The 13,746-nt window shown below is 70.0% G+C and carries 9 protein-coding genes and 1 riboswitch; of the genes, 4 read left to right on the top strand and 5 right to left on the bottom strand.

The annotated features are described in order from the left end of the window. Nucleotides 1–9 precede the first annotated feature (9 nt). From cydD to AB0G20_RS05625, 3 genes are read right to left on the bottom strand one after another with little or no spacing between them, the layout of a single operon-like run. A complete protein-coding gene (gene cydD, locus AB0G20_RS05615) occupies nucleotides 10–3,498 on the bottom strand; it encodes a thiol reductant ABC exporter subunit CydD (RefSeq protein WP_361296257.1) in 3,489 nt (1,162 codons plus the stop codon). A gap of 12 nt (nucleotides 3,499–3,510) precedes the next feature. Further along, nucleotides 3,511–4,515: a cytochrome d ubiquinol oxidase subunit II gene (cydB, locus tag AB0G20_RS05620; RefSeq protein WP_361296260.1), complete on the bottom strand. Its 1,005-nt coding sequence runs from the start codon at nucleotides 4,513–4,515 to the stop codon at nucleotides 3,511–3,513. 20 nt (nucleotides 4,516–4,535) lie between these two features. After that, nucleotides 4,536–6,044, bottom strand: coding sequence for a cytochrome ubiquinol oxidase subunit I (locus tag AB0G20_RS05625; protein WP_361296263.1), 1,509 nt, complete (start codon nucleotides 6,042–6,044; stop codon nucleotides 4,536–4,538). A gap of 149 nt (nucleotides 6,045–6,193) precedes the next feature. Here AB0G20_RS05625 and AB0G20_RS05630 point away from each other — a divergent pair, with 149 nt between their 5' ends. After that, nucleotides 6,194–6,586 carry a cyclophilin-like fold protein gene (locus AB0G20_RS05630; protein ID WP_361296266.1) on the top strand — a complete coding sequence of 131 codons (393 nt, stop codon included), beginning with the start codon at nucleotides 6,194–6,196 and terminating at the stop codon, nucleotides 6,584–6,586. A gap of 16 nt (nucleotides 6,587–6,602) precedes the next feature. Here the strand turns inward: AB0G20_RS05630 and hisC are convergent, their stop codons facing one another. Beyond that, entirely contained in the window at nucleotides 6,603–7,682 is a 1,080-nt protein-coding gene (hisC, locus tag AB0G20_RS05635) for a histidinol-phosphate transaminase (RefSeq protein WP_361296269.1), read from the bottom strand. A gap of 421 nt (nucleotides 7,683–8,103) precedes the next feature. Here hisC and AB0G20_RS05640 point away from each other — a divergent pair, with 421 nt between their 5' ends. The 3 genes from AB0G20_RS05640 (at nucleotide 8,104) to AB0G20_RS05650 (ending at nucleotide 11,636) form a co-directional block, all read left to right on the top strand. Continuing rightward, nucleotides 8,104–9,216 (top strand): LacI family DNA-binding transcriptional regulator, encoded by a 1,113-nt coding sequence (locus AB0G20_RS05640; RefSeq protein WP_361296272.1) that lies wholly within the window; start codon nucleotides 8,104–8,106, stop codon nucleotides 9,214–9,216. Nucleotides 9,217–9,494: 278 nt separating this feature from the next. After that, nucleotides 9,495–10,586: a metallophosphoesterase gene (locus tag AB0G20_RS05645; protein WP_361296275.1), complete on the top strand. Its 1,092-nt coding sequence runs from the start codon at nucleotides 9,495–9,497 to the stop codon at nucleotides 10,584–10,586. Between the two features lie 183 nt (nucleotides 10,587–10,769). Then, on the top strand, nucleotides 10,770–11,636 hold the full coding sequence (locus AB0G20_RS05650) for a hypothetical protein (protein ID WP_361296278.1): 867 nt from the start codon (nucleotides 10,770–10,772) through the stop codon (nucleotides 11,634–11,636). A gap of 75 nt (nucleotides 11,637–11,711) precedes the next feature. Here the strand turns inward: AB0G20_RS05650 and thiC are convergent, their stop codons facing one another. Next, nucleotides 11,712–13,496 (bottom strand): phosphomethylpyrimidine synthase ThiC, encoded by a 1,785-nt coding sequence (gene thiC, locus AB0G20_RS05655; RefSeq protein ID WP_361296281.1) that lies wholly within the window; start codon nucleotides 13,494–13,496, stop codon nucleotides 11,712–11,714. After that, nucleotides 13,489–13,678: riboswitch (TPP riboswitch) on the bottom strand. Its footprint overlaps the gene before it by 8 nt. Nucleotides 13,679–13,746: the final 68 nt, after the last annotated feature.

Below are 13,746 nucleotides of genomic sequence, written 5' to 3' on the forward strand. Positions count from 1 at the left end.
CTCCCGGGGCTACCGCGCCCCCACCAGCGACTCCGATGCCGCCTCACGCGCCGCCATCTCCCGCAGCGGCCCGTCCACCGCCATCAGCGCCGCGTACGGCCCGCGCTGCACCACCCGTCCCTGGTCCAGCACGATCACCTCGTCGACCGCTTCAAGTCCCGCCAGCCGGTGCGTGATGAGCAGCGTCGTCCGGCCCGCGGTGGCGGCCAGCAGATCGTCGGTGAGCGCGTCGGCAGTCGGCAGGTCGAGGTGCTCGGCCGGTTCGTCGAGCACCAGGACGGGGAAGTCGGCGAGGAGTGCCCGGGCCAGCGCCAGTCGCTGCCGCTGGCCTCCCGACAGCCGCGCCCCGTGTTCGCCGACGAGCGTGTCGAGTCCGTCGGGCAGGCTGTCGGCCCAGTCCAGCAGCCGAGCGCGGCCGAGTGCGGCGCGCAAGTGGTCCTCGGTGGCGTCCTTCCTGGCGAGCAGCAGGTTCTCGCGCAGCGAGCTGTCGAAGAGGTGCGCGTCCTGCGCGCACAGCCCGACGAGCCGCCGTACGTCGTCACCGTCGAGCGCGTACGCGTCGACGCCCGCCAGCGTGTACGAGCCCGCCTCCACGTCGAGGAACCGCAGCAGCACCTGCGCCAGCGTGGTCTTGCCGGAGCCGGAGGGTCCGACCACGGCGATCCGGCGGCCCTCCTCGAGGGTCAGGTCGAGCCCGGCGAGCGCGTCCCGGTCCTGCCCGGCGTGCCGGGCCGTCAGCCCTGCGACGACGACCGGGAACGGCGACGCGGGCGCCTGCCGGGGCCGCTCGGGCTCCCCCACGGGTTCCGGGGCGTCCAGCACCTCGTACACCCGCTCCGCGCTCCGGCGCACGCGCTGCCGGTACTGCACGGCGAGCGGCAGCCCGAGCACGGCCTCGAAGGCGGCGAGCGGGGTGAGGACCACGACGGCCATGGTCACGCCGTCGAGCCGCCCGGCGACGACCGCCTGCGCGCCGGCCAGGGCGGCGGCCGTGACGGCCAGTCCGGAGATCAGCGCGGTGAGACCGTCACCGAGGGCCGTGGCGGCGGCGGCACGCGAAGCGATCCGGGTGAGCGCCCCATCGGCCTCGCGGGCCTGGGCGGTCCGGGTGGGCAGGGCACCGGCGACGGTCAGCTCCGCGGTGCCGGTGAGCAGGTCGGCCACCCGCGTCGCGAGCACCCCGCGGGCGGGCGCCAGCCTGTGCTCGGCCCGCCGGGCCACCGCGCCGGTGATCAGCGGCACGCCGACCCCCGCCGCCAGGAGCCCGGCCGCGAGCACCGCCCCGGCCTCGGGCAGCAGCCATGCCGTAAAGCCGACCGACGCGGCCGACACGACGACGGCCGCCCCGGCGGGCAGCAGCCACCGCAGCCAGTAGTCCTGCAGCGCGTCCACATCCGCGACCAGCCGGGAGAGCAGATCACCCCGGCGGACCCGGCGCAGCCCGGCCGGCGCCAGCCGCTCCAGCCTGCGGAACACCGCGACCCGGGTGTCCGCCAGCATCCGCAGCACGGCGTCGTGCGACACGAGCCGCTCGGCGTACCGGAACACGGCCCGTCCGATCCCGAACGCCCGCGTCGCGGTGACGGCCATCATCAGATACAGCACGGGCGGCTGCTGCGAGGCCCGCGAGATCAGCCACCCCGAGGTGGCCATGAGCCCCACGGCGCTCCCCAGCGCGAGACTCCCGAGCAGCAGCGCGAGTCCCAGGCGCCCGCGGCGGGCACCGGACATGGCGCGGACGCGTGCGAGGACACCGCCTGAAACCGGTTTTTCGGCGGACTCGGCCGGGTTGGGCAGCTCGACCTCGACGGGCCGGGTCTCCGCCCCCCTGGCCACGGCGGACGCCACGGGCAAGGCAGCGGTGGTCTCGGGCTCCGCCAGCCGCACGACCCGGTCAGCGACCTCCAGCAGAGCCGGCCGGTGCACCACCAGCAGCACCGTCCGGCCGGCCGCCAGGCGCCGCACCGCCGCCACGACCTCGGCCTCGGTGGCCCCGTCCAGCGCCGCCGTCGGCTCGTCGAGCAGCAGCAGGGGCCGGTCCGCGAGGAACGCCCGGGCCAGCGCCAGCCGCTGCCGTTGCCCGGCGGACAGCCCCGCACCGTCCTCGCCGAGCACGGTGTCCACGCCCCCGGGCAGTGCGTCGACGAAGTCCAGCGCCCCGGCGTCCCGCAGCGCCCGCCGTACGGAGTCGTCGTCGGCACCGGGCCGCGCCAGCCGTACGTTCTCGGCGATCGTCCCGGCGTAGAGATGCGGCCGCTGCGGCACCCATGCGATCCGGGAGCGCCACTGCTCCAGGTCGGCGTCGACGAGGTCGACACCTCCGACCCGCACCCGCCCCTCGGCCGGTCGCACGAACCCCAGCAGGACGCTCAGCAGCGTCGACTTGCCGGCGCCGCTCGGTCCCACCAGCGCGACCGTCTCCCCGGGCTCGACGCCGAAGGACACGTTCGCCACGGCGTCCGCCGACCGCCCCGGGTACCGGACGGTCACGCCCTCGAACGACAACGCGCCCTCCGGCACGGCCTGGGAGCCGGACGCCGGGACGGGTGTCTCCAAGGCCTCGAAGATCTCCTCTGCCGCCGCGAGCCCCTCCGCCGCCGCGTGGTACTGCGCCCCGACCTGCCGCAACGGCAGATACGCCTCGGGCGCGAGGATCAGGATGACCAAGCCGATGTACAGGTCCATCTCGCCGTGCACCAGCCGCATGCCGATCGTCACGGCGACCAGCGCCACCGAGATCGTCGCGAGCAGTTCCAGGGCAAAGGAAGAGATGAAGGCGATCCGCAGCGTCCTCATGGTCGCCCGCCGGTACTCGCCGGTGATCCGCCGGATCGACTCGGTCTGCGCCTTGGCCCGCCCGAAGACCTTCAGCGTCGGCAGGCCCGCGACGACGTCCAGGAAGTGCCCGGACAGCCGCGACAGCAGCCTCCACTGACGGTCCATCCGGGACTGGGTCGCCCAGCCGATCAGCACCATGAAGACCGGGATGAGCGGGAGGGTGCAGACGATGATGGCCGCGGAGACCCAGTCCTCGGTGACGATCCGCGCCAGTACCGCCACGGGCACGACCACCGCGAGACCCAACTGCGGCAGATACCGCGAGAAGTAGTCGTCGAGGGCGTCGACGCCCCGGGTGGCCAGGGCGACCAGCGAACCGGTCCGCTGCCCGCTCAGCCAGCCCGGCCCCAACTCAGCGGAACGCTCCAGCAGCCGTCCCCGCAGCTCGGACTTCACCGCCGCGCTCGCCCGGTGCGCGGCGAGCTCGGTGAGCCAGCCGACCAACGCCCGGCCGACCGCGACGGCGGCCAACAGCAGGAGGGGAGTGCCGAGTTCGGACACCGTCATGCGGTGCTGGAACACGCCGACCACCACCTCGGCGATGAGCATCGCCTGCGCGATGACCAGGCCCGCCCCTACGGCACCCAGGGCCACGACCGCCACCAGGAAGAGCCGGGTGGAGCGGGCGTACCGGAGCAGACGCGGATCGATTGGTTTCACGTGAAACACACCTCAGTGCACGGTCTCGGCGATGTGCTGCGTACCGATCCGCTTGCGGAACACCCAGTACGTCCAGCCCTGGTAGAGCAGGACGACCGGGGTGGCGATCCCGGCACACCAGGTCATGATCTTCAGTGTGTACGGGCTGGACGAGGCGTTGGTGACCGTCAGGCTCCAGTCCGGGTTCAGCGTCGACGGCATGACGTTCGGGAAGAGCGTCAGGAAGAGCATCGCCACTGTGGCCACGATGGTGAGCCCCGACAGAGCGAACGCCCAGCCCTCACGCCCGGCCCGTGCCGCGGCCAGGGCCACGAGGAGCGACACCACGGCCACGGCCATCGCCACGAACGACGAGCCGTCGCCCCGGTCGGCCTGCGTCCACAGCAGGAAGGCGAGCGCCAGCAGGGCGGTCACCAGTCCGACGCGCAGCGCCAGCTTCCGCGCCCGCTCCCGGATCTCCCCCACGGTCTTGAGCCCGACGAACACCGTCCCGTGGAAGGTGAACAGTGCCAGCGTGACCAGACCGCCCAGCAGCGCGTACGGGTTGAGCAGGTCCAGGACCCCGCCGGCGTAGTTGAAGTCCCGGTCGATCTTCACGCCCCGCACGATGTTGGCGAAGGCCACGCCCCACAGGAACGCGGGCAGGAGCGAGGCCCAGAAGATCGCCGTCTCCCAGTTGCGTTGCCAGTTCTCCTCGGGCCGCTTCACGCGGTACTCGAAGGCCACCCCCCGGACGATCAGGCAGACCAGGATGAGGAGCAGGGGCAGGTAGAAGCCGGAGAAGAGCGTGGCGTACCACTCGGGGAAGGCGGCGAAGGTCGCGCCGCCCGCCGAGAGCAGCCACACCTCGTTGCCGTCCCAGACGGGGCCGATGGTGTTGATCAGCACCCGCTTCTCGGGCCGGTCGCGGGCGAGTAGCTTCGTGAGCACGCCGACCCCGAAGTCGAAGCCCTCCAGGAAGAAGTAGCCGGTCCACAGGACGGCGATCAGGACGAACCAGACGTCGTGCAGTTCCATGACTGTGCAGCTCCCTCGGCCTAGTACGAGAAGGCCATCGGCTTGTCGGCGTCACGGGAGTCGCCGCCGATCTTCGTGGGCGGATTGAGGTCGGCCTCGGTGAGCTCCGGCGGGCCCGCCTTGACGTACTTGACCAGCAGCTTGACCTCGACGACGGCGAGGATCGCGTACAGCGTGGTGAAGACGACCATCGAGGTGATGACCTCGGCCTGGGAGACACCGGGGGAGACCGCGTCACGCGTCTGGAACAGGCCGTAGACGACCCAGGGCTGGCGGCCCATCTCGGTGAAGATCCAGCCCCAGGAGCTGGCGATCAGTGGGAAGCCCAGGGTGAGGATCGCGATGCGCCAGTACCACTTGGTGAGGGTGGGTCCGAGCGCCTTCTTCGGCAGCAGCACGAGATGCGGCACCTCGTCGTCGCCCGTCCTCAGGTGCTGCGGCAGCATGAACTTCTTGCGGGTCAGCCACAGACCGGCCAGACCGATGGCGAACGACGTCATGCCGAAGCCGATCATCCACCGGAAGCCCCAGTAGGCGACGGGGATGTTGGGCCGGTAGTCGCCGGGGCCGTACTTCTCCTGCTCGGCCTTGTTGATGTCGTTGATGCCGGGCACGTACGAGGTGAAGTCGTCCTTCGCCAGGAACGACAGCAGGCCGGGTATCTCGATGGCGACCTTGTTGTGTCCCTTGTCGACGTCGCCGACGGCGAAGACCGAGAAGGGAGCCGGCTTCTCGCCGTCCCACAGCGCCTCGGCGGCGGCCATCTTCATGGGCTGCTGCTGGTACATGATCTTGCCGAGCACGTCGCCGCTGATCGCGGTGAGGAGACCGCCGATGACCACGGTGACGAGGCCCAGCCGCAGCGAGGTCTTCATCACCGGGACGTGCTTCTTGCGGGCCAGGTGGAAGGCTGCGATGCCGACCATGAAGGCGCCGCCGGTCAGGAAGGCCGCGGTCAGCGTGTGGAAGACCTGGGCGAGCGCGGTGTTCTGGGTGAGCACCAGCCAGAAGTCGGTGAGCTCGGCCCGGCCCTTCGCCTCGTTGATCCGGTAACCGACCGGGTGCTGCATCCAGGAGTTCGCCGCGAGGATGAAGTAGGCCGACAGGATCGTCCCGATCGAGACCATCCATATGCAGGCCAGGTGGATCTTCTTCGGCAGCTTGTCCCAGCCGAAGATCCACAGACCGATGAAGGTCGACTCGAAGAAGAAGGCGATCAGGGCCTCGAAGGCCAGCGGCGCCCCGAAGACGTCACCGACGAAGCGCGAGTAGTCCGACCAGTTCATGCCGAACTGGAACTCCTGCACGATGCCGGTGACCACACCCATCGCGATGTTGATCAGGAAGAGCTTGCCCCAGAACTTCGTCGCCCGGAGGTACTTCTCCTTCTCCGTCCGCACCCAGGCCGTCTGCAGACCGGCCGTGAGCGCGGCCAGCGAGATCGTCAGGGGGACGAACAGAAAGTGGTAGACGGTGGTGATGCCGAACTGCCATCGCGCCAGGGTCTCCGGCGCCAAAGCCAGGTCCACGTCGCCGCTCCTTACATACGCTTGTGAAAGCGTTCACATTCACAAGCCATTATGCAGCACGGACTTTCGACTGCTGGAGGGGGTCCCCCGTCATCCCCGTCACAGTCGACCTCTTGGCCGGAACTTCAACATATTGTTGAATCGACGGCATGCAGACACCGACATCGGTCCAGATACGGATCTCCTGGCCCACGGGCCATCTCACCGCGTCGCTCGACGACACCCCGACCAGTCAGGCCCTCGCCGCGGCACTGCCCCTTGTGTCCACAGCCCGCACCTGGGGCGCGGAGGTGTACTTCGACACAGGAGTGTCGGTTTCACGTGAAACAGGCGCCCGGGAAGTCGTCGAGCCGGGCACCGTCGCCTTCTGGACCGACGGCGACGCTCTCGCCCTCCCCTACGGGCCCACGCCGATCTCACAGGGCGACGAGTGCCGCCTCGCAAGCCCGTGCAATGTCCTGGGCCGCCTCGACGGCGACCCCGAACTGCTCGCGACCGTGCGGGACGGCGACCCCGTGCGCGTGGAACTCCTGGACGCCTGACCTGGCTCGCGGAGCGTTACAGCTCCTTGCGGAACCCTTCCGACACCTTCAGGAAGATGTCGTTCGCCTCGGCCTCCCCGACCGTCACCCGCACACCCTCGCCCGGGAACGGCCGGATCACCACACCCGCCTGCTCACACGCCTGCGCGAACGCGACCGTGCGCTCCCCCAGCCGCAGCCACACGAAGTTGGCCTGGGTCTCCGGCACCGTCCAGCCCTGCGAGCGCAGCCCGTCGACCACGCGCGAGCGCTCACACACCAGCGAGCCGACCCGGCCGAGCAGTTCGTCCTCGGCCCGCAGTGAGGCGATCGCCGCCTCCTGCGCGAGCTGGCTCACGCCGAACGGCACCGCCGTCTTGCGCAGCGCCGCGGCCACCGGCTCGTGGGCGATGGCGAAACCGACGCGCAGGCCGGCGAGTCCGTACGCCTTGGAGAAGGTCCGCAGGACACAGACATTGGGCCGGTCACGGTAGATCTCGACGCCGTCCGGCACCTCGGGGTCGCGGATGAACTCGCGGTAGGCCTCGTCGAGGACCACCAGCACATCGCTCGGGACCCGGTCGAGGAAGCGCTCCAGCTCCGCCCGCCGCACCACCGTGCCGGTCGGGTTGTTGGGGTTGCAGACGAAGATCAGCCGCGTCCGGTCGGTGATCGCGTCGGCCATCGCGTCGAGGTCGTGCACATCCCCGGGCGTCAGCGGCACCTGGACCGACCGGGCGCCGCTGATCTGCGTGATGATCGGGTACGCCTCGAAGGAGCGCCAGGCGTAGATCACCTCGTCGCCGGGGCCGGAGGTGGCCTGGATCAGCTGCTGGGCGACACCGACCGAACCGGTGCCGGTGGCCAGGTGGGAGAGGGGCACGCCGAACCGCTCGGACAACTCGTTCATCAGCGCCGTACAGGCCATGTCCGGGTAGCGGTTGAAGTTGCCGGCCGCCGCCGTCACGGTCTCCATCACGCTCGGCAGCGGCGGATACGGGTTCTCGTTGGAGGACAGCTTGTAGGCCACCGGACCACCTGCCGCGGCGGGCTTGCCCGGCTTGTAGGTCGGGATCCCCTCCAGCTCGGCGCGCAGCTTCGGGCTCGTCTCGCTCACCGCAGTCCTCCTCGTGAAGACCGGCGGCCCATGACCGCCGCCGACATCCATTACTCCTCACCTTATGAGGATTCGGCGCCGCTGCGTATAGCCACGACCGAGCGGCCGCCTCCACCCCACCGGCATCAGGGGCATCACCACACCAAGGCGTACGAATCTGGGGGCGCGCCGCACATATATCTACGCGCCGGTGGTGCACGCCGTGGCGCGCATCCCCCGTGCAGGTGAGTTGAGACCTCTTCGCAACATCGGCCACTAGGCAGGCCCGTGCGCGCCGACAAGACACGTACTGCCATGAGAGCGCTCAACACCCATGGTTTCCAAAGCAATTGGGGTTGAATGATCATGCAGAAACGTGCCTGTCAACGCGTGCATATGCGTCCGCACTACCCCACCTCATGAGCCCTACTATCGGCTCGCCATGACAGCAGCAGGGAAGCACCAGGTGAGCCGCGCGGAAACCTCACGGCGAGGCAGTCGGCCGGGTCGGGCCGGTATCAGAGACGTGGCCGCCGCCGCCGGAGTCTCCATCACGACCGTCTCCGACGCCCTCAACGGCAAGGGTCGGCTCCCGGACGCCACCCGGCGCCATGTCCGGGAAGTCGCCGACCGGCTGGGCTACCGGCCCTCGGCCGCAGCCCGGACCCTCCGTACCGGCAAGTCGGGGCTCATCGGCCTGACCGTGACCACGTACGGGGATGAACCTTTCACCTTCACGGAGTTCGCGTACTTCGCCGAGATGGCGCGGGCCGCCACCTCCGCCGCGCTCGCCCGCGGCTACGCCCTCGTCATCCTGCCCGCGACCTCCCGCCACGACGTGTGGTCGAACGTCGCCCTGGACGGCACGGTCGTCATCGACCCCTCCGACCAGGACCCGGTGGTCAGCGAGCTCGTCCGGCAAGGGCTGCCGGTCGTCTCCGACGGCCGCCCGGCCGGTGCGCTGCCGGTCACGGCCTGGGTCGACAACGACCACGAGGCCGCCGTCCTCGGCATCCTCGACCACCTGGCCGACGCCGGCGCCCGCCGCATCGGCCTGCTGACCGGCACGAGCACGGACACGTACACCCACCTGTCGACCACCGCGTACCTGCGCTGGTGCGAGCGTGTCGGCCAGGATCCGGTGTACGAGGCCTACCCGGCGCACGATCCGTGCGCGGGCGCCGTCGCCGCCGACCGGCTCCTCGCCCGGCCCGACCGGCCCGACGCGGTCTACGGACTGTTCGACCCGAACGGCACCGACCTGCTCGCCGCCGCCCGCCGCTACGGCCTGCGCGTCCCCGACGACCTGCTGCTGGTCTGCTGCAGCGAGTCCACGGTGTACGCCAACACCGAGCCGCCCGTCACCACGCTCTCCCTGAAGCCGCGCCGCATCGGCACGGCGGTGGTGCAACTCCTCATCGACGCCATCGAGGGAGTGGAATCCGATCGCCCGGTGGAGCAGGTGATACCGACGGAGCTGATCGTGCGCACCTCGTCCCAGCGACGCCCGCCGCGCACGACGGTCAGCCCTCCGCGATCGCCCGAGGAGACGTAGGTCCCGCACCCGGGTAAGAGGAACTCCGTCCTCCTGGGGAGAAACAGGGCCGGTCCCCCGGAGAGAAGGGATCGTTCTCGCGAAGAGAAGAAGAGCGAGGACGGTCACACGGTGGTCAAAGCCCGGCTCAATCGGGGCGAAAGCCGCGGTGAACTGGACTCTTGCTCTGATTCACCACCCCTGGGTCATCACATGGCGCGATCCGCATTCCTATGATGGGCCCACGACACCCGCGGGCCGCTACGACCAGGCAGTCCGATGCGGTGCAATGCGGCGCGATGGTGGAGGGGTCGATGACTCAGGGGGCCGGTCAGGGACCCGAGGTGGAGCGGACGGCGACGTTGCGCGACTTCCGGGTGCCCGCGTACGTCCACGAGGCCGGTCCGTACGTCCACAGCGTTCACCCCGGCGAGGTCGCCCCGCCGCCCGAGGAGACCTACCCCGAGGGATACACGCCGACCCAGCGCGACCTTCCCGTCGTGAACCGGGGCGACACTGTCCAGGTGACCGTGGACCCCGAGACCGTCGCCGCCCCGCAGGGCACCACCGGGCAGGGCCCGCTGTACGTCGTGGGTGACGTGCACGGCTACCTCGACCAGCTGGTGTCGGCCCTCCAGGAGAAGGGCCTGCTCGACGCCGCCGGCAACTGGTGCGCGGGCACCGCCCGGCTGTGGTTCCTCGGCGACTTCACCGACCGCGGTCCGGACGGCATCGGCGTCATCGACCTGGTGATGCGGCTGTCCGCGGAGGCCGCCGCGGCCGGCGGCTACTGCAAGGCGCTCATGGGCAACCACGAGCTCCTGCTGCTGGGCGCGAAGCGGTTCGGCGACACCCCCGTCAACTCCGGCGCGGGCACCGCCACCTTCCAGGCGGCCTGGCTGCTCAACGGCGGCCAGAAGACCGACATGGACCGCCTCCAGGACCACCACCTGCAGTGGATGTCCCGCCTGGACGCCATCGAAGAGGTCGACGGCCACCTGCTCGTCCACTCCGACACCACCGCCTACCTCGACTACGGCCGTTCCATCGAAGAGGTCAACGACACCGTCCGCGAGACGATCACCCGCAACGACGCGGACGAGGTCTGGGACCTGTTCCGCAAGTTCACCAAGCGGTTCTCCTTCCGCGACGAGGGCGGCGCGGACGCCGTGCGCTCCCTGCTCGATACGTACGGGGGCACCCGCATCGTTCACGGGCACAGCCCGATTCCGTATCTGCTGGGCGAGGTCGGCGCCGAGGAGGACGAGGACAACGGCGACCCCGTGATCGAGGGTCCGCACGTCTACGCCGACGGACTCGCCATCGCGATGGACGGCGGCGTGACCATGGCCGGAAAGCTGCTGGTCCAGCAACTGCCGCTGGAGACGTGAACGTTCACCGGGCAGGCGTTCCCCTTCGGAGGACCGGACCGGTGAGGGGTCAATTTCGGTAAACCCCCTGTCACCGCATACCGTCACCGCTCTACCATCGGCTTATCCGTAGCAGGCTCCCCTCCGTTTCTGCCCGACGGCTCGTCAGCATGCCGAGCCCCAAGCCCTACGGAGCATCGGGGGATGCACATGAACAGCGTTCCGCAGCACCTGCTGAGCGAGGACCGCCAAGAATACGAGCGGATCCTCGATGAGGCGCTGCGCTCCGCACCACACCGTCCGGAACTGGCCGCTGTAGGACGGCGGCTCAACCCCGAACAGCTGCGCACCATGGCGCTGAACGCCACCGCGCTCATCACGGCGGCCGCGTCGACCGAGTACCAGCACTACGTCAAGGTCCGCGACGAACTGCGTCAGCCGGCGTCCGCCGGCTCCACAGCCGTGCGCGAGTCCGGTTCCTCCGAGTCGGGCACGGGCGCGTCGGGGCTCGCCGCCACCATGGGAGGGGTCGCCGAAACCGCCGGGGCGGGCGCCGTCGCCGTCGTCGCCGTCCTCGCACCCGTCCTGGCCGGAACCGCCGCGGCGATCTTCCTGCTCGTCGGCTACATCCTGCAGATGCTCGACCCCGAGCAGGGGTTCGCCCGGACCATGCTCACCACGGGCTGGGTGTTCGGCGCCGTGACCGCGGTCGCGATCCTCGTCGCCGCGGTGGGGCTGCTGCTCACCGCGCTGCGCAACAAGCCCACGGCCGAAGGCGGGCCGTACGGCGAACTGCAGGGCGAGGTGGCCCAGGCCAAGGAGGCCTGGCACGAGGCCCTGCTGGAACGCGGCATCCTGCCCTTCCTGCGGGAGGCCCTCGTCGACCCCGGCGCGGCCGCCGCGCTGCATGACACGCCCTCGTCCACGCCGGTCAGCCGCATGCCGCACCTCGGCTACGGCCGCCCGGGGTTCACCAGCCCGGACGACGGCGACCGCGGCTCGCGCCCCAGCTTCAGCAGCCCGGACTACACCAGCCCGGACTTCGGAGGACCGGAGCACCAGCCGGAGTAGCCGTCGGAGCCCGTCCGAGCAGGCACCTCCCACAGGCCGGGGGACCATCGGCCCCCGGGCCTGTGCGCGGCCGGGTCAGTCCGCGATGGGCAGGTACACGCGGTTCCCGCTCGCCGCGAACTCCTTCGACTTCAGGGCCATGCCCTCCTCGACCTCGGTCCGTGTGCCGCCGTGTTCGCGGCGGATGTCCTGCGAGATCTTCATGCTGCAGAACTTGGGACCGCACATCGAGCAGAAGTGAGCCGTCTTGGCCGGCTCCGCGGGCAGGGTCTCGTCGTGGAACTCCCGTGCCGTGTCCGGGTCGAGGGCCAGGTTGAACTGGTCCTCCCACCGGAACTCGAAACGGGCGTCGGACAGCGCGTCGTCCCACTCCTGCGCACCCGGGTGTCCCTTGGCGAGGTCGGCTGCGTGGGCGGCGATCTTGTAGGTGATGACGCCGGTCTTGACGTCGTCACGGTTCGGCAGGCCCAGGTGCTCCTTGGGCGTGACGTAACACAGCATCGCCGTGCCCCACCAGGCGATCATCGCGGCACCGATGCCGGAGGTGATGTGGTCGTACGCCGGTGCGACGTCCGTGGTCAGCGGGCCGAGCGTATAGAACGGAGCTTCCTCGCAGATCTCCTGCTGAAGGTCGATGTTCTCCTTGATCTTGTGCATCGGGACGTGGCCCGGGCCCTCGATCATGGTCTGAACATTGAAACGCTTCGCGATCCGGTTGAGTTCCCCGAGCGTGCGCAGCTCCGCGAACTGCGCCTCGTCGTTGGCGTCCGCGATCGATCCGGGCCTGAGGCCGTCCCCGAGCGAGTACGTGACGTCGTACGCGGCGAGGATCTCGCAGAGCTCCTCGAAGTTCTCGTACAGGAACGACTCCTTGTGGTGCGCGAGGCACCAGGCGGCCATGATCGAGCCGCCGCGGGAGACGATGCCGGTCTTGCGGTTCGCCGTCAGCGGCACGTACGCCAAGCGCACGCCCGCGTGGACCGTCATGTAGTCCACACCCTGCTCGGCCTGTTCGATGACCGTGTCCTTGTAGATCTCCCAGGTCAGCTCCTCGGCCCGGCCGTCGACCTTCTCCAGGGCCTGGTAGAGCGGCACGGTGCCGATGGGAACGGGGGAGTTGCGCAGCACCCACTCGCGCGTGGTGTGGATGTTGCGGCCGGTGGACAGGTCCATGACCGTGTCGGCGCCCCATCGGGTCGCCCAGGTCATCTTCTCGACCTCCTCCTCGATGGAGGACGTCACGGCCGAGTTGCCGATGTTGGCGTTGACCTTCACCAGGAACCGCTTGCCGATGATCATCGGCTCGATCTCCGGGTGGTTGACGTTGGCCGGCAGCACGGCCCGGCCCGCGGCGATCTCGTCCCGCACGACCTCGGGCGACACGTTCTCCCTGATGGCGACGTACTCCATCTCGGGCGTGATCTCGCCGCGGCGGGCGTACGCGAGTTGGGTGACCGCCTGTCCGTCCCTGCCGCGGCGCGGCTGGCGCGGGCGGCCGGGGAAGACCGCGTCCAGGTTGCGGAGGCCGCCACGGGGCGAGGTGTGCTTGATGCCGTCGTCCTCGGGACGGACGGGGCGGCCCGCGTACTCCTCGGTGTCGCCGCGGGCGATGATCCAGTTCTCGCGCAGCGGCGACAGTCCCCTGCGCACGTCGGTGTCGACGAGTGGATCGGTGTACGGGCCCGACGTGTCGTACAGCGTGACCGACTGGCCGTTGGTGAGATGCACCTGACGGACCGGCACGCGCAGGTCGGGGCGGCTGCCCTCGACGTACGCCTTGTGCCAGCCGATGGACTTCCCGGCCTCCTCGGACTTCTCGTCCTGAACGGAGGCAGGCGTGCGTGCGTCCTTGCTGGTCATGAGACCTACTCCCTACGCCGGCATTACCCGGTAACAGGTTCGGCGGTCGACGCAGCGGCTTCCGTCCGGCGACGTTTCGTGTGAAACATCACTCGACTCCGGCGATGTTTCATGTGAAACATCGCTGGGACGGAGGTCAGCGCCCTCTCAGCCCGGTGCTCCGAGCTCCCGCGTGTACAAAAGGTGGCTCCACGCTAGCGGCAATTCTGGCGCGGTGAACAGAGGGCCCCCCTCGTTCTTGCGATGATCG

The organism is Streptomyces sp. NPDC024017 (assembly GCF_040638895.1).
In the GTDB taxonomy this organism is placed as follows: Bacteria; Actinomycetota; Actinomycetes; order Streptomycetales; family Streptomycetaceae; genus Streptomyces.

Coding starts and splice junctions, on each gene's coding strand:
- AB0G20_RS05645 (WP_361296275.1), top strand. CDS start 9,495: ATGGTGGAGGGGTCGATGACTCAGGGGGCCGGTCAGGGACCCGAGGTG.
- AB0G20_RS05630 (WP_361296266.1), top strand. CDS start 6,194: ATGCAGACACCGACATCGGTCCAGATACGGATCTCCTGGCCCACGGGC.
- thiC (WP_361296281.1), bottom strand. CDS start 13,496: ATGACCAGCAAGGACGCACGCACGCCTGCCTCCGTTCAGGACGAGAAG.
- AB0G20_RS05640 (WP_361296272.1), top strand. CDS start 8,104: ATGACAGCAGCAGGGAAGCACCAGGTGAGCCGCGCGGAAACCTCACGG.
- cydB (WP_361296260.1), bottom strand. CDS start 4,515: ATGGAACTGCACGACGTCTGGTTCGTCCTGATCGCCGTCCTGTGGACC.
- AB0G20_RS05650 (WP_361296278.1), top strand. CDS start 10,770: ATGCACATGAACAGCGTTCCGCAGCACCTGCTGAGCGAGGACCGCCAA.